We start from the raw sequence: 24,233 nt of genomic DNA on the forward strand, positions 1-24,233 counted from the left end.
CTCCTCAGCGCAGAATGGCACGCATGGGTGTTTCCAGGGCAATACCCACCACCACAATCCAGGCAATGGTTACCGGAATGAACACTTTCCAGCCCAGGCGCATGATCTGGTCATAGCGATAGCGTGGGAATGTTGCCCGAATCCACAAAAACACATACAGCAGAAAAGCGGTTTTGAGCAGCAACCAGACCAGGCCGGGTATCCAGGTCAATAACGGGGTGTTGATGGGTGCATACCAACCGCCCAGAAACAGGACCGTCGTCAACAATGACACAAAAATCATGTTGGCATATTCCGCCAGGAAAAACAGGGCGAAAGCCATTCCAGAATATTCCACATGGAAACCGGCGACAATTTCCGACTCGCCTTCCGCTACGTCAAAAGGTGCGCGGTTGGTTTCCGCCACACCGGAAATAAAATACACCAGAAAAAACGGGAAAAGGGGCAACCAGTACCAGGACCAGAACCCGCCACCGGCCTGGGCCTCGACAATTTTGCTCAGATTCAGGGTCTGGGCCAACATCAACACTCCGACCAGCGCAAAACCCATGGCGATTTCGTAAGCAACCAGCTGTGCGGCGGCACGCATGGCACCCAGAAACGCATACTTGGAGTTGGAAGCCCAGCCCGCCACGATAATGCCGTACACGCCCAACCCGGCAATCGCCAGCACGTACAGCAAACCGGCGTTCATGTTGGAGATAGCCACATCCGGCCCGAAGGGTACTGCCGCCCAGACCAGTAGTGCAGGGACAAACGCCAGCACCGGCGCTGCCAGAAACAGAAAGCGGTTGGCACTGGTGGGAATGATGACTTCCTTGAACATCAGCTTCAGCGCATCGGCAATAGGCTGCAGCGAACCTCTGAAACCCACCCGGTTGGGTCCCAAACGGACCTGCATGTAACCAATGACCTTGCGTTCTGCCAGGGTCAGGTAAGCCACACCCAGCAATAACGGCACCACCACAATGACAATTTTGATAATCGACCAGATGACTGCCCACCAGCCGGTTTGATAAAAATCATGCATTATGATGCCCTCTGGGTTTCCGGCAGTAATGCTGCCATCGCTACGGAACAGGGCAGATAAGGCGCAGCAAGTCCTGAAGTTTCCGGGTAGCCCAGAGGAATCCAGATGCAACCCAGAGGAATATGCGTATCCAGATCCAGGGCCAGAGTGACTTTTCCTGATGCGGAACTGACTTCCACGGCCTCACCCTGAATTCCCGACTGACGGGCCTGATCGGGATGCATTCTGGCAACCAGGGGGGTACTCAGCGGCTTGGCCCGGCGTACCAGAGGATCCCCCTGATATATGGGCCAGTCGCCAAGGCGCAACAACGCGCCTGCTGGTATGGGTTGCACTGCTTCCAGTGCTGGGAAGGCGTGGAAAGGCGGAATATCCATACCATAGTCGCCTACGGCATGATGCCAGGCGGCGCTCACTTCGCTCAGTTCATTGTACTGAAAGTCCGGCAGTTTCAGACCATCACCCAATACCCGCAATATTTTCCAGCCGGGCCGGGCTTCACCGGGTAATTTCACTGCCGCGCGGAAGGACTGGCAGCGTCCTTCATTATTCACATAAGAACCTGAACCCTCGGCAAACGCGGCCATGGGTAGTATAACATCCGCATACTGCCGGGCTTCATTCCCAAAATGACTGATGCTTAAAACAAACTCGGCATCGCGCAGGCGCTGGACGGCTTGTGCTCCTGCAAGACTATCCACACCCGGCTCTACGCCGAAAAGAATAAAGCCCTGCATGTCGGTATTCCAGCAGGCACCTGCAGGTAAACCGGACTCTGCCAGCAGGTGACCGCCAGGAGCGCGCTGGGGTACACAGCCACTCAACCAGGCTCCGGCACTGTTGCTTTCATCTGCCAGCCAGCCAATCCGCCCACCCGCCAGCTCGGCAATGCTTTCCACCTGCGCCAGCAGATCAGCAGCCTGGGGATGATGCAGCAGGGCACTGCCAATCAAAATGAGCGGATTATCTGCTGCCGCCATTTCCCGGGCCAAATCTACCAGACCATCGCTCTGTTTTTCTTCATGAACATGGGCAAAATGCCCCGCCAGTTGCTGGTACAAGGCCAGATCTTCACCCGCCCCGGCAACGATCTGAGTGACCGGAAAGTTGAAATCCTGACGCATGCTGTCAATGCTCACTACCTTGCCGCCGTTCAGTACCGCCTTATGCAGGCGATGGTTGGTCAGCGGCTGCTGGTGTCGGGTGAAGCCATGACAGAGCACAATCAGTGGTTCCCTTTCCAGTTCTTCCAGACTCATATTCAGCGCCGGATAAAGAGGCATGGCCGCATCCGCACGGAAATCCTGCTGATGCAGACGATGATCCACATGCGGGCTACCCAGTCCGCGCAACAAGGCCTGGAACAAAAACAGTTCTTCGTTGCTGGACTGTCCGGAAATCAGTCCGGCCAGCTTGTCTGCACCGTGACGGGCCAGCACTTTTTCCAGTCCGGCGAGCGTCGCTTCCAGGGCTTCGGCCCAGGAGACTTCCGTCCACTTACCCTGTGAATCGCGCAACAAAGGCTTGGTCACCCGATCAGGCGCATTCAATCCGGTGTAGGCATAGCGCCCCTTGTCACAAATCCACTGTTCATTGACAGCTTCATTATTGCGCGGCAAAACCCGCAGCACTTCCTTGCCCAGACTTTGGACATCGGTATTGCAGCCCGTGGAACAATGCGGACAAATGCCGGGGGTGTGCTTCAGTTCCCAGGAGCGGGCCTTGTAGCGGAAGGGTTTGCTGGTCAGCGCGCCCACCGGACATAAATCAATCATGTTTCCGGATAATTCCGATTTCACAGCCTTGGCTACATAAGTGCCAATGGCCATGTGTTCACCGCGTCCGGTAGCCCCAAGCTCCTTGATGCCACCGATTTCCTGCCCGAAACGCACACAGCGGGTACACTGAATGCAGCGGGTCATTTCCGTAGTGATCAGCGGACCGATATCCTTGTCTTCGACAACCCGCTTCTCCTCATTGTAATGACTGTGGGGATTGGCAAAGCCCATGGTGATGTCCTGCAATGGACATTCGCCGCCCTGATCACAAATCGGACAATCCAGGGGATGGTTGATCAGCAAAAATTCCAGAACACCCTGCTGGGCCATTTTTGCCTTGCGCGAAGCCGTGGCTATTTTCATTCCGTCAGACACCGGGGTGGCACAGGCGGGCAAGGGTTTTGGCGCTTTTTCCACATCCACCAGACACATCCGGCAATTGGCGGCAACAGAAAGTTTGGGGTGATAGCAGAAAAACGGGATATAAATCCCTAGAGACTCAGCGGCCTCCATGATCGTGGTCCCGGCTGCCACTTCGACTTGCTGTCCGTCTATTTCAATATGCAGCATCAGTGTTCTCCCATACTGATCATGCAGCTTTTGTGTTCAATATGGTATTCATATTCCTCACGAAATAACTTGATGGAGCTCACCACCGGCGCAACCCCACCATCTGCCAGGGCGCAGATGGTCCGCCCCTCAATGCGTGAACCCACATCCAGAAGCAGTTGCAGGTCTTCTTCGCGACCCTGACCGTTTTCGAGGCGATGCATGACCCGCCACAACCAACCCATGCCTTCGCGGCAGGGTGTACATTGACCACAAGACTCATGCATATAAAAACGGGCAATGCGCTCCACCGTGCGGACCATGCACACACTGTCATCCATGACAATCACGGAACCCGCACCCAAAGCCGAACCCGCCTTGGAAATGGAGTCGTAATCCATGGTGACATCCATCATCACCTCCCCAGCCACCATCGCCGTGCTGGTTCCACCGGGAATCACCGCTTTCAGCCGGCGACCAGGACGCAAGCCCCCGGCCATCTCCAGCAATTCCCGGAACGGAAGCCCCATGGGGACTTCGTAATTTCCGGGTTTCTGGACCTGACCAGTGACGGAGAAAATCTTGGTGCCCCCATTATTGGGTTTACCCAGATTCAAAAACCACTCGCCGCCCCTGGTGATAATGTCCGGCACCGAGGCGAACGTTTCGACGTTGTTGATGGTGGTGGGGCGCCCATAAAGTCCGTAGCTGGCGGGAAAAGGTGGCTTGAAGCGCGGCTGACCCTTTTTGCCTTCCAGGGCTTCCATGAGCGCGGTTTCTTCCCCACAAATGTAGGCCCCGGCACCCCGATATACATACAAATCGAAGGAAAAACCGGTACCCAGAATATTCTGGCCGAGATACCCCGCTGCATAGGCTTCAGCCAGCGCATCCTCGACAATATGGATGGGTTCAATGAACTCGCCACGAATAAAAATGTAGCCCGCCGTGGCACCCATGGCATAGGCACCGATAATCATCCCCTCAATCAGGCGATGCGGTTCATAGCGCATAATATCCCGATCCTTGCAGGTACCGGGCTCGCCCTCATCGGCATTGCAGAGCAGGTATTTCGTGCCACTGACCCCTTTGGGCATGAAACTCCACTTCAGTCCGGTCGGAAAGCCGGCACCACCGCGTCCACGCAGAGCGGATTTTTTCATTTCGGCAATAATCTGCTCGGGCGCCATCGGTTCCTGGAGGACCTTGCGCAAAGCTTCATAACCACCGGTTCCGGCATACACGGACAGACGATGGGAGTCGGGAATACCACGATTCTGCAGCGTAACGCCATTAACGTACATCTTCAGATCCTCCCCGCAATTGGGCAATCAGGGCATCCAGACTTTCTGGAGTCAGGTTTTCGTAGTAGCGATCTCCCAGCTGCATCATCGGCGCATCTTTACAGGCACCCAGGCATTCCACTTCCTGCAGGGTGAACAAGCCATCAGCCGACGTTTCACCCAGACCGATTCCCAAGGTTTTACTCAGATGAGCAATGATTCTGTCTGATCCGTTCAGAAAGCAGGACACGCTGCCACAGACGCAGAGCTTGTGGCGACCCACGGGCTTGAGGTCATACATGGTGTAAAAAGTCGCCACCTCAAAAGCCTGAATGGCTGGCAAACCCAGAATTTCTGCAACATATTCAATAAGTTCATCACGCAGATAACCCTGTTCTTCCTGGGCAATACGCAGTGCCGCCAACAACGCAGAACGCGACTCTTCCTGCGGATACTTGCTGCGCTCAAAGGCAATAGCTTTCAGGGACTTTTCCGATAACATGCTCTACCTGTCAATCTCGCCGAAAACAATATCCATGGTGGACAGTATCGCCACCACATCTGCAATCATGTGTCCCTTGGCCATTTCATCCATCGCTGCCAGATGAGAAAAACCGGGGGCACGAATTTTCATCCGGTAGGGTTTGTTGGCACCATCAGAAATCATGTAGATACCGAATTCGCCCTTGGGAGCCTCAACGGCTGTGTACACTTCTCCTGCCGGAACGGACATGCCTTCCGAAAACAGTTTGAAGTGATGGATGAGGGCTTCCATGCTGCCCTTCATTTCTTCACGCGGGGGTGCTGCCACCTTGAAATCATCCGTAATGACCGGCCCCGGATTCTGTCGCAGCCAATTCACGCACTGGGCAATTATGTGGTTGCTTTGCCGCATTTCCGCCACCCGTACCAGATAGCGGTCATAACAATCCCCGGTACTACCGACGGGAATCTCAAAATCCAGATCCGCATAGGCCGCGTAAGGCTGGGTCCGCCGTAAATCCCAGGCTACCCCGGAAGCCCGCAACATGGGACCGGTAAAGCCCAGCTGCACCGCCCGCTCGGAACCTACCACACCAATCCCCACTGTTCTTTGTTTCCAGATGCGGTTATCGGTCAGTAATGTTTCATATTCGTCGACATAACCGGGAAAACGCCGGGTAAAATCTTCAATGAAATCGAGCACCGTTCCCTGACGATTGGCATTGAGTTCATCCAGGCGCCTGGCATCCCGGTAAGGCGAGGCCACATATTGGGGCATCTGTGCCGGGAGATCACGATACACCCCACCAGGCCGATAATAAGCTGCGTGCATCCGCGCACCGGAAACCGCCTCATACACGTCCATAAGGTCTTCTCGCTCGCGAAAGCAGTACAGGAAGACACTCATGGCACCCACATCCAGCGCATAGGCACCCAGCCAGAGCAGATGGTTGAGAACCCGGGTAATTTCGTCGAAAAGCGTACGAATATACTGGGCACGCCTTGGCACTTCCAGACCCAGCAGCTTTTCCACGGCCAGGCAGTACGCATGCTCGTTACACATCATCGACACGTAGTCGAGACGGTCCATATAGGGCAAATTCTGCAAATAGGTTTTATTTTCGGCCAGCTTTTCCGTAGCACGATGGAGCAAACCAATATGCGGATCAGCACGCTCGATGACTTCCCCGTCCAGCTCCAGCACCAGACGCAATACTCCGTGTGCCGAAGGATGCTGCGGCCCGAAGTTCATCGTAAAATTATTGATTTCTGGCATTGTAGCGCCCCTCCTCCTCGGCCCGGATGATGCGCGGGACAACTACCCGTTCTTCGGTGCGCGTGGGTTCGTAAATGACGCGCCCCTGATCGGCGTCGTAACGCATTTCTACGGTTCCCACCAGCGGAAAATCCTTACGGAATGGATAACCCACAAAACCATAATCGGTAAGAATACGGCGCAGGTCGGGATGACCATCAAACAAAATCCCGTAAAGATCAAAAGTCTCCCGCTCAAACCAGTTAGCGGCCGCCCAGACATCCACTACGGAGGGGACAATCGGCAATTCGGTCTCTGCAAATATCCGCAAACGGATGCGCTGCCGGTGTGGCAGGGAAAGTAAATGGTACACCACCGCAAAACGCGGCCCTTTCCAGATGCCGTCGCCATATTCGGAGTAATCGACGCCGCATACGTCTATCAGCATGTTGAAGCGGCAGGCCGGATCGTCGCGCAACCAGAGACAAGCTGCGTGGAATCCTTCCAGCGTTATTTCCACCGTCAATTCTTCACGATCAATACGGGCAGTGTGCAGATTATCTCCCAGCTTTGCGCTCAGTATCTGGCGCAGATTTTCGAGTGCGTCAGTCATGGCTTACCTGGCTATCGTATTGGTTCGACGAATTTTTTTCTGCAATTGGATCAGACCGTAAAGTAGCGCCTCGGCAGTGGGCGGACAACCGGGAACATAAATATCCACCGGCACGATGCGATCACAACCACGCACTATGCTGTACGAGTAGTGATAATAGCCACCACCATTGGCACAGGAACCCATGGAAACTACCCAACGCGGTTCCGGCATCTGGTCATAGACCTTACGTAAGGCCGGGGCCATTTTATTGACCAGAGTCCCTGCCACAATCATCACGTCCGACTGACGCGGACTGGGACGAAACACGATACCAAAACGATCCAGATCATAACGGGCTGCTCCGGCATGCATCATCTCGACGGCACAGCATGCCAGCCCAAATGTCATGGGCCACAAGGAGCCGGTCCGACTCCAGTTGACTACGGTATCGATGCTGGTAGTCACAAAACCTTTTTCGAGGATGCCTTCTATTCCCATTCCAAGGCTCCTTTTTTCCACTCATAAATGAAACCCACCACGAGAATGGCGAGAAAAATCATCATGGCCAGAAAACCCATCATGCCGATCTGATCAAAGACCACGGCCCAGGGGAACAGGAAGGCAATTTCCAGATCGAAGAGAATGAACAGAATGGCCACCAGATAATAGCGCACATCAAATTTGACGCGTGCGTCTTCAAAAGCCTCAAAGCCACATTCATAGGGCGAGAGCTTTTCGCTATCCGGTTTGTGCGGTCCCAGCGAGGCTCCCATCAGCAATGGGACCACACCGACCACCAGTGCCACCACAATAAAGATGAGCACGGGTAAATAGTGGTTCAACATCCCCAACACTCCTCCACCCAAATATGGACCTGAAAATACCACCTTCAAAATCCGCTATAAATTAATTTTCTTATATATAAATCAATGCTCTGGTATACTCCAGAGACAAAAAAACAGCCCTATAGGCTGCAATTTGGTGCCGAAGACCGGATTCGAACCGGTACAGCTTGCGCCGCCGCCCCCTCAAGACGGTGTGTCTACCAATTTCACCACTTCGGCCGAAGTCTTAAAACTTTCTCATGACCCGCTTGCTACGTCAAGGCTTCACAGGTGTTTTTGCTGTAGAAACTGGCGCTGCCGGCACACTGCTTGCTGCAGATGTGCTTACGGCTGCTGCCGCAGAACCCGTGGCCGCTGCCGCAGGATGAACGACCGTGGGTTTCGCGGTAGCAGGTTTCTCCGGTAGCGTGCTGGTAACTGGTGCCTTGCTTGGCAAAGTAATCCCGGAAACCGCACTGCTTGCAGCATGATCAGAAAGATACGCCAGACCAAGACTGTTCAGAAAAAATATGGCACCAATAACTGCCGTAGTATGGCTGAGGAAGTTTCCCGCTCCCTGGGCGCCAAATACGGTTTGCGATCCACCGCCGCCAAATGCTGCGCCCATATCCGCCCCCTGACCTTTCTGAATCAGAACCAGCCCTACCAGGACGACACAAATAATCACCTGAAACACCAATAACAAGGTGTACATCAAATCAACCTCCTCGTCCTGCCAATTCGGCAGCACGACAAATTTGGATAAATTCTCCCGCGCTCAGGGATGCTCCGCCCACCAGAGCGCCATCGATGTCTTCCTGATCAAACAGCGCTGCTGCATTGTTGCCTTTGACGCTGCCTCCGTACAACAGAATCAGGCGCTTGGCCAACTGACTGGAATGCCCTGCCACCAGCTTACGAATAAAAGCATGTACGGCCTGGGCCTGTTCCGGACTGGCACTTTGTCCGGTGCCAATGGCCCAGATGGGTTCGTAGGCAATGATGAGGTTAGGCTGGTTGGACTCCAGATTCAACAAAGGCAATATCGCCTCCACCTGACGCTGCAGAACCTGTTCGGTAGCGCCCTGGGCACGCTCAGTTTCGCTCTCACCCACACAGACTACGGGTATCAGGCCCGATGACAGCGCCGCTTTGACCTTACGGGCCACCAGTTCGTCCGTTTCCGCAAAAATCTGCCGTCTTTCCGAATGTCCTACCAAAACATAGCGACAACCCATGTCGCGGAGCATGGCACCCGAAATTTCTCCGGTATACGCCCCACTGGCTTCCCAGAACAAGTTCTGCCCCCCCCAGCGCAAAGCAGTTCCCTTTGCTTCCTGAGTCACTGCATGCAAAAGGGTATACGGCGGGAACAGCACCACTTCAGGACGCATCTGCTCCAGATCGGCGCTGAGAATTGCTTGGGTAAGATGCACGGCATCGGCGCTGAGGCCATTCATCTTCCAGTTTCCTGCAACCATGATGGGACGCAAATCAAATCTTCCTTGTTCAGCTATATGTCATGATCGTCTAATGTGCGACCGAGTGTAAAGACTCCACTCGAAGCGGTCAATTTTGCATTTTCTGATTTTATCCGGGCGCCAGATCACTGAGTTCTTTGGCAAGCTTCTCGGCAACCCGCGCAGCCAGGTCTACTGACACGGCCTCGACCATGACCCGCAACAATGGCTCTGTACCTGATGGCCGCACCAGTAGCCGCCCTTGATCCGCCAGTTCTTGTTCTGCGGCCGCAACCCGTTCTTGGGCTGCGGGATGATCCAGCAAACGTCGTGCATCTGCCAGACGTACGCCAATCAGGACCTGCGGATAGGGCTGATAGCCTTCCCGTAATGCCTTCAGGCTTTTGCCGGATTTACGCATAATGGCCAGCACACGCAAGGCAGCCAGAATTGCATCCCCCGTGGTATTGGCCGGCGTAATAATATGCCCCGATGATTCGCCACCCAGAGGGAAGGCGTGCTGCTGCATGGCTTCAAGAACATAGCGATCGCCGACGGCGCTACGCACAAAGGGCACTCCCAAATCAGCAAGGCCCTGCTCAAGGGCCAGATTACTCATGACCGTACCGACCACGCCAGACAAAATACCCTGCTGCTGCATGTCGCGGGCCAAAAGCCAGATGAGTTCGTCGCCATCCAGCAGCGCGCCCTGCCCATCCACCAAAATCAGTCGATCACCATCACCATCAAAAGCAATACCCAAGTCAGCCTGAGTGCTGCGCACCTGCTCCTGCAGGCTTTCCGGACAGGTCGAACCAACTCCGGCATTGATATTGATGCCATTGGGCTCCACACCCAGCAAAGTCAATTGTGCGCCCAACTCCCGGAACACCATGGGGCCCACCCTGTAATTGGCGCCGTGAGCACAATCCACAACCAGATGCAGGCCACGCAAGTCCAGGTTGGCGGGAAAAGTGGTTTTGCAAAACTCTACATACCGACCTGCTGCATCCTCTACACGGCGCGCCTTACCAAGCTGTTCGGAATCACAAACCAGCATTGGCCGATCCATCCAGGCCTCAATAGCTTCTTCCTGGGCATCGGGCAATTTATAGCCATCGCCCGAGAAAAACTTGATCCCATTGTCCTGATAGGGGTTATGCGAAGCGCTGATGACAATTCCGGCGTCCGCACGCAGGGTACGCGTCAAATAGGCAATGGCTGGTGTTGGCAGTGGACCGACCAGCAACACATCCACACCAGCACTGGCCAGACCGGATTCCAGTGCGGATTCCAGTAAATAACCGGAAAGCCGTGTGTCCTTGCCAATGACTACCCGGGGACGCTCTGTGGCGCCGGCGGTCAGCACATGTCCCGCCGCCCATCCCAACTTCAGTACCCATTCCGGGTGAATGACAGAATCTCCGACCCGCCCTCTGACACCATCGGTGCCAAACCATTTTCTGCTCATGGTACTTCCCTTAACGGCTTTTCAGCCCCTTGTTCCTGAATACCTGTCCAGACTTTGATGGCCTGCACCGTTTCTGCCACATCGTGGACACGCAGCACCCGCGCACCATGGGCCACAGCCCAGAGTGCGGCGGCAATGCTACCGGCCAGCCGCTGAGCGGCAAGGGCGACACCGGACAACTCGCCGATCATGCTTTTTCGGGAAGCCCCGACCACAATCGGCAATCCCAGGCTTTGAATTGCGTCCAACTCCCGCAAAAGTCGGCAGTTTCCCTGCAGATCTTTGGCAAAACCCAATCCGGGGTCCAGCAATAACTGTTCACGGCGGATTCCTGCGGTTGCGCATGCAGCCATACGTTCCCTGAAAAAACCGATTACCTCGCCAAGCACATCGTCATAGCGGGTGTTGGTCTGCATATTCCGTGGCGTACCCCGCATATGCATCAGGCAAACCGGAATGTCCAACTCTGCAGCCATGGCCAGCGATTGCGGGTCGCCTTGCAGTGCCGTGACATCATTCATCAAGCCCGCCCCCAGGGACCAGGCTTCGCGCATGACCTTGGCTTTGTAAGTATCTATGGACACCGGCAAAGGCACCGCTGCCAGCACCGCTTCCACAACGGGCAGCAGGCGATCCATTTCTTCGGACTCGGAAACAGCGGGGGCACCCGGACGGGTTGATTCCGCACCAATATCAATAATGTCGCCGCCACTCTCCCAGATTTGGCGTGCCCGCATAACCGCCAACTCCGGGCGGATATAAGTTCCGCCATCGGAGAAAGAGTCGGGGGTGACATTCAAAATCCCCATAACACAAGGGCGCCCCAAATACAGCGGGCGCCCATTGCAATTCAGCGTTACGGTCAAACGGGATGTTCTCCGGGATTGAGGCCCGGCAGGGTCTGACCACCGGTCTTATCCGAACTGGCAGCATTACCATCCGTGGGCATGGTCGGATAACTACCCGCGCCATCTACCGGCGGACGTGGATCACGCCCGGCCATGATGTCACTCACCTGATTGGAATCCAGGGTTTCGTACTTCAACAAAGCCTTAGCCATAGCTTCGACCTTGTCACGATTTCCTTCGATCAACTTGCGCGCCACATCATAACGTTCACGAATGATGCCCCGGATTTCTCCGTCCACGGTCATGGCTGTCTGTTCGGAAATGTTACTATGCTTAGTCATTTCCCGACCGATGAACACTTCTTCTTCCTTCTCACCAATCACCATGGGGCCAATACTGGACATACCCCACTGGGTCACCATTTTCCGGGCCAGATCCGTGGCGCGTTCAATATCATTACCCGCACCCGTGGTCATTTGATTCAGAAAGACCTCTTCGGCAATACGCCCACCCATGAGGATGGAAATGTTACAGAGAATTTCCTCACGCTCGTAGTTGAAGCGATCCTCGGTGGGCAACTGCATGGTGACACCCAAGGCACGGCCACGAGGAATGATGGTCACCTTATGCACCGGATCCGTGCCGGGCAACAACTTGGCAACCACCGCATGGCCCGATTCATGATATGCTGTAGTTTCCCGCTGCTTGTCACTCATCACTACCGATTTGCGTTCGGCACCCATCATGACCTTGTCTTTGGCGTTTTCAAAGTCATGCATATCGACCAGACGCTTACTCTTGCGCGCCGCCATCAAGGCTGCTTCGTTGACCAGATTGGCCAGATCAGCCCCGGAAAAACCAGGCGTACCCCGCGCAATGACTTTGGGATCCACGTCGGGCGTAATAGGCACTTTGCGCATGTGAACCTGCAGAATCTGTTCACGACCACGAATATCGGGCAGAGGCACAGTGACCTGACGATCAAAACGGCCAGGACGCAACAGAGCAGGATCCAGCACATCCGGACGGTTGGTGGCAGCCACCACAATAATTCCTTCCGTACCTTCAAAACCATCCATCTCTACCAGCAACTGGTTGAGGGTCTGTTCGCGCTCATCATTACCACCGCCAAGACCAGCGCCACGCTGGCGTCCGACCGCATCAATTTCGTCAATGAAAATGATGCAGGGTGCATGTTTTTTCGCCTGCTCGAACATGTCGCGAACCCGCGAGGCGCCGACGCCCACGAACATTTCCACAAAATCAGAGCCGGAAATGGAGAAGAACGGTACCCGGGCTTCACCGGCAATGGCGCGTGCCAACAAGGTTTTACCGGCACCCGGTGAACCCATCAACAGCACGCCCTTGGGAATACGACCACCGAGACGCTGGAATTTTTGGGGATCGCGCAGGAAGTCGACAATTTCCGCCAGCTCTTCCTTGGCCTCTTCAACGCCCGCCACATCAGCGAAGGTGACCTTGTTGTTTTCTTCAGTCAGCATCCGGGCCTTGCTGCGCCCGAATGTCATGGCACCACGACCACCCGCGCCACCGCCACCCATCTGGCGCATGAAGAAAATCCAGACGCCAATCAGCAGCAACATGGGGAACCAGGAAATCAGGATAGACAGCAAAATGGATTGTCCTGCCGGGGGTTTCACATTGATTTTCACGCCTGCGGCAAGCAACTGGGGCACCAGCTGGGTATCATTGGTCGGCGTGTAAACGCTGAACTTTTGCCCGGAACTGAGACTACCCGTTACATGATTGGCATCAATATTTACATCGGCTACTTGCCCTTGCTTGATGCTATTCACAAACGTCGAAAAGTCCATAGCCTGAGCGGGTGTCGAACTACTCGTATTGAGGTTCTGAAACACCAGCATCAGGATGACGCCTATGGCCACCCATAACAAAACGTTTTTTAAGACATTATTCATAAGTTACCCCCCGCAAGGGAGAATTTGATCCAGATTCAAGGCTGACAGATGCTTTGATGTTAGCCCTCTGAAAAGCCACTGACAATAAGATTTTTTTCAACCCTGTGTTCCTCCCACCGTCAGATCGCGTATTTTGAGAGTAGGCTGACCGACGCCCACCGGCACACTCTGACCATCTTTGCCACAAGTACCCACACCCGTATCTAATTGGAGGTCATTACCGATCATTTCAACCCTGGTCAGCACATCCGGACCATTACCAATCAGCGTCGCCCCTTTTATCGGCCGGGTTATTTTACCATTTTCAATGAGATAGGCTTCAGAAGCAGAAAACACGAACTTACCGTTGGTAATATCCACCTGCCCCCCGCCAAAGTTCACTGCATAAAGACCACGCCGGACACTGGCAATAATTTCCTGAGGATCCCGATCCCCCGCACGCATGTAGGTATTGGTCATCCGTGGCATGGGAAGGTGCGCATAGGACTCACGCCGACCATTGCCGGTAGAACGGGTGCCGGTCAGGCGGGCGTTGAGTGTGTCCTGCAAATAGCCCTTGAGGATTCCGTCTTCGATGAGGGTGGTACACTGGGTTTCCGTGCCTTCGTCATCGACATTCAGGCTGCCCCGGCGATTTTCGAGGGTACCGTCGTCCACCACGGTCACCCCAGGAGCCGCAACCCGCTCACCGACCCGACCACTAAATGCACTGGTACCCTTACGATTGAAATCACCTTCCAGGCCATGGCCGATGGCTTCATGCAGTAAAATACCCGGCCAGCCCGGCCCCAGCACCACATCCATACTCCCTGCCGGGGCCGCTTCAGCTTCCAGATTAATCAGTGCCTGACGCGCGGCTTCGCGGGCAAAATCATCGGCCATCTGGCCCTTCAGGAAGGTCTGGTAATCATAACGACCACCACCACCGGCGCTCCCCTGCTCGCGCCGTCCGCCCTGCTCGGCAATGGCCGAAACATGGAGACGCACCAAAGGACGGACGTCTGCCGCCATGGTGCCATCCAGTCGCGCCACCAGCACCGCCTCAAATTTGGCGCTCAGACTGGCCATCACCTGAACAATGCGGGGGTCTACCGACCGCGCCACCTGCTCCACTCGCTCCAGCAGGGCGATTTTTTCTTCGTTGGGGATAGAGGCCAACGGATCGGTTGGCTGATACAAGGACAGCCCATTGCGCCGCTGCCAGACCAGGCCCCGATTTTCACCCGGCTGATGGACAATGGCGCGCGCTGCATCGGCCGCCGTCAGCAGCGCCTCGACGCCAATTTCATCGGAGTAGGCCAAGCCCTGCCGCTCACCCTGAATGGCGCGCACCCCTACCCCCTGTTCAATGGAATGACTCCCGTTTTTCACCACCCCTTCTTCGAGACTGAAGCCTTCGCTGCGACTGTACTGAAAGTACAGGTCGGCATCGTCCAGCGCCCGATGAGACAGTCGGCCAAACACTTTTTCCAGCTCCCCTTCACTGATACCGCCGGGAGTAAACAAGGTGGCACGCGCTATATCGAGGGTTGAAGCAGTCATATCATCCTTCCTTGAGAGTCTATGCCGTCAGTATGCGCCCAAGAGACCAATTAGAACAAGTCCAAATTTTAATTTCTTTAGACATGGTCGGTAATTCCCACAAAACCTTCGCAAAATGATTGCACTGGCTACCTTATCCACAACTTGCAAGCCATTTATCCACCCTTTCATCCACAATATGTAGTTGACAACAGCACCAGCAAGACTATATTTGGTGTGTGAGGTGTCTGGCAGGCAATTTGTTTTCCGGGTGCCCATTGCGTGACATAACCGCTTTTTCCAGGCCCTTTACGCCCAGCTTCGGAGTCTCAACATGCCCAATCCCGCCGCTCAAACTGTTGTCAGCAATCCTGCATACGATCCATCAGAAGCCAGTCATTACAAGGTCATCCGTCGCAACAATGCGATGGTTACCTTTGACGCCAGCAAAATTCATATTGCCATGACCAAAGCCTTTCTGGCCGTGGAAGGTGGCAGCGGTGCCGCCAGCGCCCGGGTGCGCGACCTCGTCACGCGTCTGACCGGGCAGGTCATTGAGGCGCTGCAAAGACGCCAGCCGGGTGGTGGCACCTTTCATATAGAAGATATTCAGGATCAGGTAGAGCTGGCCTTGATGCGGGCGGGCGAACACGAGGTCGCGCGTGCCTACGTGCTTTACCGTGAAGAGCGCGCCCGCGAACGCCGTCAACAGAGCATTTCAGCCCCGCAGACGGACATACCGCAAATTCAGGTGAAATATCCGGATGGTACGCAGCGGGCTCTTGATCTGAAGCGTTTGCGAGCCGTCATTGAGGAAGCTTGCAGCGGCCTTGGCGAAGCTGTTTCCGTTGATACCCTGATGAGCAACACCAGTAAAAATCTGTACGATGGCATCAGTGAAGATGAACTGTTTCAGGCTCCCATCTTGGCCAGCCGGGTCATGATCGAGCGCGACCCCGCCTATGCTTATGTTTCTGCGCGCCTGTTGCTGGACCGGGTACGCTGGGAAGTGTTGGGTGAAGCCGCCACCCAGACTGAAATGGCCGCACGCTATCCCGAATACTTCCGGGATTACCTGCAGACCGGCATTGCCCACGAACTGATTGATCCACGTCTTGGTCAATATGATCTGGACCGTATTACGGCGGCCATCAAACCCGAGCGCGATCTGAATTTCCAGTATCTGGGCCTGCAGATTCTTTATGATCGTTATTTCCTGCATGTCCGCGAACGCCACATTGAACTGCCTCAGTCTTTCTGGATGCGGGTGGCCATGGGTCTGGCTGTCAATGAAGTGGACCGTGAAGAACAGGCCATCGCCTTTTATGAAGTACTGTCCAGCTTCGACTTTGTCAGTTCGACCCCCACCCTTTTCAACTCAGGAACCTTGCGGCCGCAATTGTCGAGCTGCTTCCTGACCACCGTGGGCGACGATCTGGACGATATTTACGAGGCCATCAAGGAAAACGCCCTGCTCTCCAAATTCAGCGGCGGTCTGGGTAACGACTGGACCCCCGTACGGGCGCTGGGTTCTTTCATCAAGGGCACCAATGGTAAATCCCAGGGCGTCGTGCCCTTCCTCAAGGTGGTCAACGACACCGCCGTTGCCGTCAACCAGGGCGGCAAGCGCAAGGGTGCAGTCTGCGCCTACCTCGAAACCTGGCACATGGACATTGAAGAATTTCTGGAACTGCGCAAAAACACCGGCGATGACCGGCGCCGCACTCATGACATGAACACCGCCAACTGGATTCCTGACCTGTTTATGGAGCGGGTGGAAAGTGGTACTGCCTGGACGCTGTTCAGCCCGAATGAAACGGCAGATCTGCATGATCTGACCGGCTCGGCTTTCCGGGAACGCTACGAACATTACGAGCGTATGGCCGATGCGGGTGAAATCGAACTGTACAAAAAAGTTCCGGCTCTGCAGCTGTGGCGCAAAATGCTGACCATGCTGTTTGAAACCGGTCACCCCTGGATTACTTTCAAGGACCCCTGCAATTTGCGCAGCCCGCAGCAGCACGTGGGTGTCGTACATAGTTCCAATCTCTGCACGGAAATCACCCTCAACACCAACGACAAGGAAATTGCCGTTTGTAATCTGGGCTCCGTGAACCTGATTGCGCACCTGAAAAATACCGCAAGCACCGATCAATCCGCCCTGCGCACCGACAGCACGCCCGAAGATCTGCTGGAACTGCTGGACACCGACAAGCTCAGCCGGACCATCCGCACCGCCATGCGCATGCTCGACAATGTCATCGACATGAACTACTACGCCGTGGCCAAGGCGCGCAACAGCAATATGCGCCATCGTCCTGTGGGTCTGGGTCTGATGGGCTTTTCGGATGCCCTGCTGGAAATGCGGATACCCTATGCTTCGCCAGCGGCCGTCGCCTTTGCCGACATCAGTCAGGAAGTGATTTCCTACTACGCCATTGAGGCTTCTGCCGATCTGGCGCAGGAACGGGGCAGTTACCCGAGCTTCCAGAGTTCACTCTGGAGTCAGGGGGTGTTGCCCATCGACAGCATCGAACTGCTGGCTGCCAGCCGCGAACATGGCGTTGACGTAGACCGCAGCATGCGCCTCGACTGGAACGGGCTGCGGGACAAGGTTCGCAAAGGCATCCGTAACAGCAATTGTCTGGCTATTGCCCCCACGGCGACCATTTCCAACATTGTTGGCGTCAGCCAGGGGATTGAGCCCATTTATCAAAACCTTTACGTCAAATCCAACCTGTCCGGCGAATTTACGGTGGTAAACAGCTACCTGGTGCATGACCTCAAACGTCAGGGACTCTGGGACGAAGTCATGGTCAATGACCTCAAATACTTCGACGGATCGGTCTTGCCCGTGGACCGCATTCCTGCCGCCCTCAAGCCGCTTTATGCCAATGCCTTCGAAACCGACCCGGAATGGCTGGTCGAGGCCGCTGCCCGTCGTCAGAAGTGGCTGGATCAGGCGCAGAGTCTGAACCTGTATTTTGGTCAGCCGTCCGGCAAGAAAATTGATGAAACCTACCGTCTGGCCTGGAAGCGCGGGCTTAAAACCACCTATTACCTGCGTTCGCTGGGAGCCACAGCGGCGGAAAAATCTACTGTACAAACAGGCACTCTCAACGCCGTGTCCGGCCACCAGCCCAAGGCCTGTGCCATTGATGATCCCACCTGTGAAGCCTGCCAATAAGCAGAGGAGAAATTGCCGTTATGTTGAATTTTGAAAACAGCCTGCGTCCCGAAGCACTGCGCAGCAGCAGCCTGAATGATTTGCCGGAGTCTGTGCCGGAAGAGGAAAGCATGCGTTTCGCCCGGGTACGGGCCGAAGACAAGCGCATCATCAACGGTCGTGCGGATGTCAATCAACTGGTTCCTTTCAAATATCAGTGGGCCTGGGATAAGTATCTGGCCGCCTGCGCCAACCACTGGATGCCCCAGGAAATCCAGATGTCTCGTGATATTGCCCTTTGGAAAGACCCCAAAGGCCTCACGGAAGATGAACGCCGCATCGTCAAGCGCAATCTTGGTTTTTTTGTTACCGCCGACAGCCTCGCTGCCAACAACATCGTACTGGGCACCTATCGGCATATTACCGCGCCGGAATGCCGCCAATACATGTTACGGCAAGCCTTTGAGGAAGCCATTCACACCCACGCCTACCAGTACATTGTCGAATCCATTGGCCTGGATGAAGGTGAAATCTTCAACATGTACCACGAAGTACCGTCGGTGCGGGATAAAGACCAGTTTCTGATGCCCTTCATCGACATCCTGGCCGACCCCAATTTCAAGACGGGCACCCTGGAAAATGACCAGAAACTGCTGCGCTCGCTGATTGTTTTTGCGGCCATTATGGAAGGGACTTTTTTCTATGTCGGGTTCAGCCAGATTCTGGCCATGGGCCGACAGAACAAGATGGTAGGCGCCGCCGAACAATACCAGTACATTCTGCGCGATGAATCCATGCACTGTAATTTTGGTATTGATTTAGCCAATCAGATCAAAGTCGAAAACCCACAGCTTTGGACAGAAAGCTTCCAGCGGGAAATTATTGATCTGATCCGTCGTGGCGTGGAACTGGAATGCGCCTATGCCGACGACACCATGCCCCGTGGGGTTCTGGGTCTGAATGCCCCGATATTCAAGGACTACGTCAAATTCATCGGAAACCGGCGCCTGGTTCAACTGGGCCTGCCCCAGCAATATCCGGGCGTACAAAACCCTTTCCCATGGATGAGCGAAATGATGGACCTCAAAAAGGAAAAGAACTTTTTTGAAACTCGGGTGACGGAGTATCAGACTGGGGGGGCGCTGAGTTGGGATTGATGTTTGGGGTGATCGTTGGCCGCCACATAACGTGAGACTGACGCGACACATAAGGAGATTCCGTGTCAAATAAAGCAACTATACCATTTTAATCTGTGGACGCATTTATATACTTCGTCATGCCTCGATCATATATAAGCGCTTGGTCTTCCGAGCTGGTATCTAGAGTTTCATCATTTGTGGATGCTTACGTACTATTCGATAAGGTTGTTCTACCTGCAATACGCGACCGGCGGGAGTGGGTCGGAAGCTGTCCATTGCTTACGTTGGAGAGTGGGTACAATACTCGGCTACTGCTGATGACGTGGTCGAGCTACATCGGCTTCCAGAAGCATGCGCACGTAGCGGGTGTAGGGCACACCTTTGGCTTTGGCTTTGGCCTTCACGGCTTCCAGCAATGCTTCGGGTAACCGCATGTTCAGGGCGGCGTCTTTCGGCGCGATTTCGAAGCGCATTGGCTGGAACTGCCGGAAGTCGCGGTCGGACAGGTCCTGCTCTAGGAACGCTTCGGCCTCTGCATCAGTCTTGAACTTAGGTACCTGCTTCATAATTCGTAATCTCCTTCTCGTGCATGTAACGGGCACTGATCGGGCGAATGAGATCATCCCTGATGGCAAACGCCACGAACATTGGCCTGCCATCGACCCGGCCCACCGCAATATGCCGACCTTCTGTCGGGAGGGAGTGCTTCGGGTCGGGAGCAACCATCACCTTTCCTTCGAGAAACAATCGCTCTATCACTTGGCGGGAAACGCCATGCTTTCCGCACTTCGGCTAGTTGCCGCTATCCCAATCGAAGCCCACTATCTCCATGAGAGAAGTGTAGGCGTGCGTCTACACAAACGCAACTCAGCCACTTGCCCAGGTATCTGACCACCAATGGGCGGTTTCCAGTCTAAACCTGAAGTTCGCTCCGCATAATACTACCCCAGTGGTCTGATGATCATAATCTGGGAACAGCAGTCCACTTTCTTCACAAGTTATGTTGCTGACCTCCTGTGCCCATACTATATCCTATCGATAAGGGCTTTAGCCTTTCTCTTATCAATATCTGGGTCAGTCTTCTGGCTATATTCCACTGCCGCGAGATCATCCCCCCGCTTTCGATTTTGCCGTGGTTCCAGGGCCTCAATAAGTATTGCTTCCAATGCAGGAATCAGCTTTTCCGCTGGATATGATGCTGGCATAACCCCAATACTGCCGGTCTCGTGGTAAACAGCGTTCACAGTAGCCGCTGGAGTAGCGCCCAGTGTAGTGTAGCGGCATAGATGATTCCGCCAATACTTCATCTATGGCAGCGCGCCATTTCTTGTCTGTTACGCTCATCTTTATTCCCTTTGCCGTGCATCATACAAATACCGCTGAAACCCGCTGAACACTTCCCTTACCTGTACCGGGGTGCCCAGCTCCGCAAACGCATCGGCGATAGCGTTGTTGTACTTCAGCCGGAGTAGAGGCGATAATTTTTCGGTATCCAATTCCGCATCTCCCACTTTCACGTATTGCGCCAGCACAAAGTCCAGAAAGGCCCGCTGTTTGTCGGTGAACTGCTGGTCCATACTCTGCTTGGCGTGTTCCGCCCGCTCTGATCTGGGAACCGGTTGCAAGGCAAAAGCCACATAGGCCAGCACGTCATAGAGATCACTATTCTGCGCGTCGATGATTTGCTGCATCTCCATGAGTAGTTCCCGGTTGTAGCCTTTCTCGGCCAGTCCCTGCAGAAAGCCCTTCCGCGTCTCAGGATCGCTCCATATCTGGCGAAGCGCGTCCTCATCCTTGAAGAACTCCGGCAGTGTGCCAAAGAGCCCTTCCAGAAACTGCGCTGCCGTAACGGGGTTGCCATCGGGTCCGAAATAGATGTTGGAGGATATGCTTTGAATGCTGCGCTCCTTCCCGTCCCGCAGCTTCACCCGGATTTTGACGGGCCGCTCCGTCGGCGGTAAAGGTAGCCGGGGTTCCCGCACTTCGCCGCTTCCCCCTGTAGGTTCCGGTTCCAGCGGCTCGCCATCCCATTCCGGATCTCCAAAATGATGATGCGCTTTCACGAAGTCATAGACGGTGAAAAAGTCCTTCCCCTCATACAGCCGGGTGCCCCGACCGATAATCTGTTTGAATTCGATCATGCTGTTGATTTGGCGAAGCAGAACAATATTGCGAATGTTCCGGGCATCGACGCCGGTGCTCAGCTTTTGGCTGGTGGTCAGAATGGTGGGGATATTCTTTTCGTTGTCCTGGAAGTCTTTCAGATACTGATCGCCCATGCTGCCGTCATTGGCCGTGACGCGGACACAGTAGAGGGGATCGGTGCTGGTCTTCTCCTGATTGATGATGTCCCGCACCAGGGCGGCGTGTTCCTGATTGGCGCAGAACACCAAGGTCTTCTCGCGCTGGTCGATGTGGCTCATGAAGAGCTTTACCCGATAGCGTTCGCGCTCGGGAATGACGATTTTGCGATTGAAGTCTTTTTCCAGATAGGTCTTGCCGTGCTGGATTTCGCCTTCGAGGAGATCATCATCGGGGGTGTACATGTATTCGTCGATGGTGGTGGCGAATTGCTTGACCTTGAAAGGGGTCAGGAATCCGTCATTGATGCCGTCCTTGAGGCTGTAGATATAGACTGGCGCGCCAAAGTACGCATAAGTGTCCACGTTGTCCCGGCGCTTGGGAGTGGCGGTGAGGCCCAACTGTACCGCAGGCGCAAAGTATTCGAGGATGCCGCGCCAGCTGCTTTCGTCCTTGGCGCCGCCCCGATGACATTCATCCACCACGATGAAGTCGAAGAAGTCCGGCGGATAGTCCCCAAAGTACGGCGTGTCACCGGGGCCACTCATGAAGGTCTGGAAAATGCTGAAAAAGATACTGCCGTTGGTGGGGACGCGGCCTTTCTTGCGGATATCCTCAGGGGCTATCCGCACCAGGGCATCTTCGGGGAAAGCGTTGAAGGCATTGAAAGCCTGATTGGCGAGGATATTCCTGTCCGCAAGAAAAAGAATACGTGGCCTGCGGCTGGGTTCGCGGGAGAGGTTCCAGCGGGCCTGAAAAAGCTTCCAGGCGATCTGAAAAGCGATGAAGGTTTTGCCGGTGCCAGTAGCCAGCGTCAGGAGGATGCGCTCCTGTCCCTGTGCAATGGCTTCCAGGACGCGCTGTACGGCGGTCTCCTGATAGTAGCGGGGCTGGAATGATCCGCCGACACTTTCAAATGGAATGGCGGCAAAACGATCCCGCCACGCATTTTCCACGACATGGGTTTGATTCCAGAGTTCTTCGGGGGAAGGATAACAGGGTAGTTCACCTTCCGAACCCATTTCCATGTCGATGCCATAGATGGATATTCCGTTGGTGGCATAGGTGAAGCGTATGGCCATCTTCAGGGCGTATTGCTTGGCCTGCGTCACCCCTTCGGTATGGGGCAGATCGCGGCGCTTGGCTTCGACGATGGCGAGCTTCTCGTTGCGGTACTCCAGCACGTAGTCAGCAATTTCCGGCTTGCCGCGTTGTCCGGCGCCCTGCAGTCGCCCCTGAGTAATCCGGTACTCTCGCAGTACCCGGCTGCCTTCCACCATACCCCAGCCAGCGGCCTTGAGGGCAGGATCTACCAGTTGGGCGCGGGTGTCGGCTTCGTTCATGGCGGAGTCCTATAGGTCGCCATTAAAGGCTTGGTGAAGGAGGGATTGTTTTAGTTCGTCGAGGGCGGTGAGTTTTTGTTGATAGAGAGATTCGAGGTGTTGGGTTTCGTTTCGTAGACTTATAAGCATGGAAACAATTCGACTTTGCTCCCGTCGTTCAAAAGGAAATGGGATAACATTACTAAGGATTCTAGTCGGCGCAGTATGTTTTACCATGGTTCCAGTCGCTGACTGCTTTATATTGCTAGCGAACGAATTGCTTAACATGAAATAATAAACAAAACGCTTGTCAACCGTATCGTTAAGAAATATAAACCGGCCAATTCTTTGGTTGTGCAGCAAGTTATCAATTTCAACAAAAGCAGGTTTCCCGAGTATCTTCATTTTAGATGACAAATCGGTCATTACAATGACCAGATCTCCAATATTGAAGATAAATTATTCTGACGGTTGACCGATAAATCGTTTTGTATTCTTCGCGCTGAAGCTTAGAGTGCCATTCTCGGTGAAATTGCCTGGAGTGATAACAATTGGTTCTCCCACTGAAATTTCATTTGAAAATTCTGATCCATCAAAGGCGAAACCGTGCTTAATGTTACAAATTTCGCTCAATTTTTTCTCTACCCATCCCTCACCCCGCTGCGAAAACACCGCATTCAGATGGCTCTCAAAGACCTCGCGGGCATTCTGGAGATTCTTCTCGGCGTTCGCTTTTGCTGTCGCTATGCCTTCAAAGGTTACGTCGAGGATGGCGACGATGCGGCGCTGTTCGGGGAGAGGTGGAATCGGAATAGGATAATCTTCAATAAAGTCCTTTGTGATTCGCTTATGGCCTACAGCTCCGGCCATTCTGCTAGCACCTTCGTTTCGGAACGATTGCCGTGACAGGTAGTAATATAGCCATTCGGCATCAAGCTGTTCGTTTGCGCGAAACACAATGTATTCACTGGAGCCAAACCCGATATTATTAATTAAATCTGATGCGATACCCAGTTTTCCATTCTCAAAACAAGGCGTAATTTTAGCTAATAGAACATCGCCATTAGTAAAATAGGTATAGCTTCCTATCACGTCACTCATGGTTCTAGTGTAGTGTTGCATTCTTGGTGAAACTTAAGGTTTATGATGATAAAATAGCTCCATGTTGAGGGCATGAATGGAGTCGAGCCTTGCGAGTTGCGCCCACAGTCACTTTAACCAGCGAAGAGCGGTCCGAGTTGTCCCGTATAGTCGCCTCCCGATTAAGC

19 protein-coding genes, 1 tRNA gene and 1 pseudogene are annotated in these 24,233 nt (G+C 54.3%); 2 read left to right on the forward strand and 19 right to left on the reverse strand.

Annotation, left to right across the window (positions count from 1 at the left end):
• Positions 1-4 precede the first annotated feature (4 nt).
• From nuoH to tldD, 15 genes are all read right to left on the reverse strand, one after another.
• Entirely contained in the window at positions 5-1,030 is a 1,026-nt protein-coding gene (nuoH, locus tag H7F08_RS07440) for an NADH-quinone oxidoreductase subunit NuoH (protein ID WP_024893600.1), read from the reverse strand.
• Positions 1,030-3,378: an NADH-quinone oxidoreductase subunit NuoG gene (gene nuoG / locus H7F08_RS07445; protein WP_193640240.1), complete on the reverse strand. Its 2,349-nt coding sequence runs from the start codon at positions 3,376-3,378 to the stop codon at positions 1,030-1,032. The genes nuoH and nuoG overlap by 1 nt, the downstream gene beginning before the upstream one ends.
• Positions 3,378-4,661, reverse strand: a complete 1,284-nt coding sequence (nuoF, locus tag H7F08_RS07450; protein WP_010641703.1) for an NADH-quinone oxidoreductase subunit NuoF — start codon at positions 4,659-4,661, stop codon at positions 3,378-3,380. Before nuoF ends, nuoG begins: the two co-directional genes overlap by 1 nt.
• The gene (gene nuoE, locus H7F08_RS07455) at positions 4,651-5,142 is read right to left on the reverse strand and encodes an NADH-quinone oxidoreductase subunit NuoE (RefSeq protein WP_031572491.1); all 492 of its coding nucleotides are present in this window, start codon (positions 5,140-5,142) and stop codon (positions 4,651-4,653) included. Before nuoE ends, nuoF begins: the two co-directional genes overlap by 11 nt.
• Before the next feature lie 3 nt (positions 5,143-5,145).
• Entirely contained in the window at positions 5,146-6,399 is a 1,254-nt protein-coding gene (locus H7F08_RS07460; RefSeq protein ID WP_024893595.1) for an NADH-quinone oxidoreductase subunit D, read from the reverse strand.
• Complete coding sequence (locus H7F08_RS07465) at positions 6,383-6,991, reverse strand: NADH-quinone oxidoreductase subunit C (RefSeq protein WP_193640241.1); 609 nt, start codon at positions 6,989-6,991, stop codon at positions 6,383-6,385. Before H7F08_RS07465 ends, H7F08_RS07460 begins: the two co-directional genes overlap by 17 nt.
• A 3-nt stretch (positions 6,992-6,994) precedes the next feature.
• A complete protein-coding gene (locus tag H7F08_RS07470) occupies positions 6,995-7,471 on the reverse strand; it encodes a NuoB/complex I 20 kDa subunit family protein (RefSeq protein ID WP_010641695.1) in 477 nt (158 codons plus the stop codon).
• Entirely contained in the window at positions 7,462-7,818 is a 357-nt protein-coding gene (locus H7F08_RS07475; protein ID WP_024893593.1) for an NADH-quinone oxidoreductase subunit A, read from the reverse strand. Before H7F08_RS07475 ends, H7F08_RS07470 begins: the two co-directional genes overlap by 10 nt.
• Positions 7,819-7,952: 134 nt before the next feature.
• A tRNA-Leu gene (locus tag H7F08_RS07480) sits at positions 7,953-8,037 on the reverse strand.
• Between the two features lie 37 nt (positions 8,038-8,074).
• Positions 8,075-8,512, reverse strand: coding sequence for a preprotein translocase subunit SecG (gene secG / locus H7F08_RS07485; RefSeq protein ID WP_010641686.1), 438 nt, complete (start codon positions 8,510-8,512; stop codon positions 8,075-8,077).
• A 4-nt stretch (positions 8,513-8,516) separates the two neighbouring features.
• Positions 8,517-9,290 carry a triose-phosphate isomerase gene (tpiA, locus tag H7F08_RS07490; RefSeq protein WP_193640242.1) on the reverse strand — a complete coding sequence of 258 codons (774 nt, stop codon included), beginning with the start codon at positions 9,288-9,290 and terminating at the stop codon, positions 8,517-8,519.
• A gap of 97 nt (positions 9,291-9,387) precedes the next feature.
• Positions 9,388-10,728 carry a phosphoglucosamine mutase gene (gene glmM / locus H7F08_RS07495; RefSeq protein ID WP_193640243.1) on the reverse strand — a complete coding sequence of 447 codons (1,341 nt, stop codon included), beginning with the start codon at positions 10,726-10,728 and terminating at the stop codon, positions 9,388-9,390.
• The gene (gene folP, locus H7F08_RS07500; protein WP_193640244.1) at positions 10,725-11,537 is read right to left on the reverse strand and encodes a dihydropteroate synthase; all 813 of its coding nucleotides are present in this window, start codon (positions 11,535-11,537) and stop codon (positions 10,725-10,727) included. Before folP ends, glmM begins: the two co-directional genes overlap by 4 nt.
• 53 nt (positions 11,538-11,590) lie before the next feature.
• Entirely contained in the window at positions 11,591-13,516 is a 1,926-nt protein-coding gene (gene ftsH, locus H7F08_RS07505) for an ATP-dependent zinc metalloprotease FtsH (protein WP_010641671.1), read from the reverse strand.
• 96 nt (positions 13,517-13,612) lie between these two features.
• On the reverse strand, positions 13,613-15,058 hold the full coding sequence (gene tldD / locus H7F08_RS07510) for a metalloprotease TldD (RefSeq protein ID WP_010641669.1): 1,446 nt from the start codon (positions 15,056-15,058) through the stop codon (positions 13,613-13,615).
• Positions 15,059-15,371: 313 nt separating this feature from the next.
• Here tldD and H7F08_RS07515 point away from each other — a divergent pair, with 313 nt between their 5' ends.
• Positions 15,372-18,224 carry a ribonucleoside-diphosphate reductase subunit alpha gene (locus H7F08_RS07515; RefSeq protein WP_193640245.1) on the forward strand — a complete coding sequence of 951 codons (2,853 nt, stop codon included), beginning with the start codon at positions 15,372-15,374 and terminating at the stop codon, positions 18,222-18,224.
• Positions 18,225-18,244: 20 nt separating this feature from the next.
• A complete protein-coding gene (locus H7F08_RS07520) occupies positions 18,245-19,360 on the forward strand; it encodes a ribonucleotide-diphosphate reductase subunit beta (protein WP_193640246.1) in 1,116 nt (371 codons plus the stop codon).
• A 290-nt stretch (positions 19,361-19,650) separates the two neighbouring features.
• Here H7F08_RS07520 and H7F08_RS07525 read toward each other — a convergent pair whose 3' ends face one another.
• The 4 genes and pseudogenes from H7F08_RS07525 to H7F08_RS07545 all read right to left on the reverse strand — a co-directional run bounded on the left by H7F08_RS07525 (position 19,651) and on the right by H7F08_RS07545 (position 24,066).
• The gene (locus H7F08_RS07525; protein ID WP_193640247.1) at positions 19,651-19,908 is read right to left on the reverse strand and encodes a CopG family antitoxin; all 258 of its coding nucleotides are present in this window, start codon (positions 19,906-19,908) and stop codon (positions 19,651-19,653) included.
• Positions 19,892-20,113, reverse strand: a pseudogene (locus tag H7F08_RS15885) (BrnT family toxin); the annotation flags it as partial. The gene H7F08_RS07525 and the pseudogene H7F08_RS15885, both read right to left, overlap by 17 nt.
• 575 nt (positions 20,114-20,688) lie before the next feature.
• On the reverse strand, positions 20,689-22,986 hold the full coding sequence (gene hsdR, locus H7F08_RS07535) for an EcoAI/FtnUII family type I restriction enzme subunit R (protein ID WP_193640248.1): 2,298 nt from the start codon (positions 22,984-22,986) through the stop codon (positions 20,689-20,691).
• Positions 22,987-23,424: 438 nt separating this feature from the next.
• On the reverse strand, positions 23,425-24,066 hold the full coding sequence (locus tag H7F08_RS07545; RefSeq protein WP_193640250.1) for a restriction endonuclease subunit S: 642 nt from the start codon (positions 24,064-24,066) through the stop codon (positions 23,425-23,427).
• Positions 24,067-24,233 lie beyond the last annotated feature (167 nt).

The organism is Acidithiobacillus sp. HP-11 (assembly GCF_015100075.1).
GTDB classification, from domain to species: Bacteria; Pseudomonadota; Gammaproteobacteria; order Acidithiobacillales; family Acidithiobacillaceae; genus Acidithiobacillus; species Acidithiobacillus thiooxidans.

Coding starts and splice junctions, on each gene's coding strand:
- nuoH (WP_024893600.1), bottom strand. CDS start 1,030: ATGCATGATTTTTATCAAACCGGCTGGTGGGCAGTCATCTGGTCGATT.
- nuoG (WP_193640240.1), bottom strand. CDS start 3,378: ATGCTGCATATTGAAATAGACGGACAGCAAGTCGAAGTGGCAGCCGGG.
- nuoF (WP_010641703.1), bottom strand. CDS start 4,661: ATGTACGTTAATGGCGTTACGCTGCAGAATCGTGGTATTCCCGACTCC.
- nuoE (WP_031572491.1), bottom strand. CDS start 5,142: ATGTTATCGGAAAAGTCCCTGAAAGCTATTGCCTTTGAGCGCAGCAAG.
- H7F08_RS07460 (WP_024893595.1), bottom strand. CDS start 6,399: ATGCCAGAAATCAATAATTTTACGATGAACTTCGGGCCGCAGCATCCT.
- H7F08_RS07465 (WP_193640241.1), bottom strand. CDS start 6,991: ATGACTGACGCACTCGAAAATCTGCGCCAGATACTGAGCGCAAAGCTG.
- H7F08_RS07470 (WP_010641695.1), bottom strand. CDS start 7,471: ATGGGAATAGAAGGCATCCTCGAAAAAGGTTTTGTGACTACCAGCATC.
- H7F08_RS07475 (WP_024893593.1), bottom strand. CDS start 7,818: ATGTTGAACCACTATTTACCCGTGCTCATCTTTATTGTGGTGGCACTG.
- secG (WP_010641686.1), bottom strand. CDS start 8,512: ATGTACACCTTGTTATTGGTGTTTCAGGTGATTATTTGTGTCGTCCTG.
- glmM (WP_193640243.1), bottom strand. CDS start 10,728: ATGAGCAGAAAATGGTTTGGCACCGATGGTGTCAGAGGGCGGGTCGGA.
- folP (WP_193640244.1), bottom strand. CDS start 11,537: ATGGGGATTTTGAATGTCACCCCCGACTCTTTCTCCGATGGCGGAACT.
- ftsH (WP_010641671.1), bottom strand. CDS start 13,516: ATGAATAATGTCTTAAAAAACGTTTTGTTATGGGTGGCCATAGGCGTC.
- tldD (WP_010641669.1), bottom strand. CDS start 15,058: ATGACTGCTTCAACCCTCGATATAGCGCGTGCCACCTTGTTTACTCCC.
- H7F08_RS07515 (WP_193640245.1), top strand. CDS start 15,372: ATGCCCAATCCCGCCGCTCAAACTGTTGTCAGCAATCCTGCATACGAT.
- H7F08_RS07520 (WP_193640246.1), top strand. CDS start 18,245: ATGTTGAATTTTGAAAACAGCCTGCGTCCCGAAGCACTGCGCAGCAGC.
- H7F08_RS07525 (WP_193640247.1), bottom strand. CDS start 19,908: ATGAAGCAGGTACCTAAGTTCAAGACTGATGCAGAGGCCGAAGCGTTC.
- hsdR (WP_193640248.1), bottom strand. CDS start 22,986: ATGAACGAAGCCGACACCCGCGCCCAACTGGTAGATCCTGCCCTCAAG.
- H7F08_RS07545 (WP_193640250.1), bottom strand. CDS start 24,066: ATGAGTGACGTGATAGGAAGCTATACCTATTTTACTAATGGCGATGTT.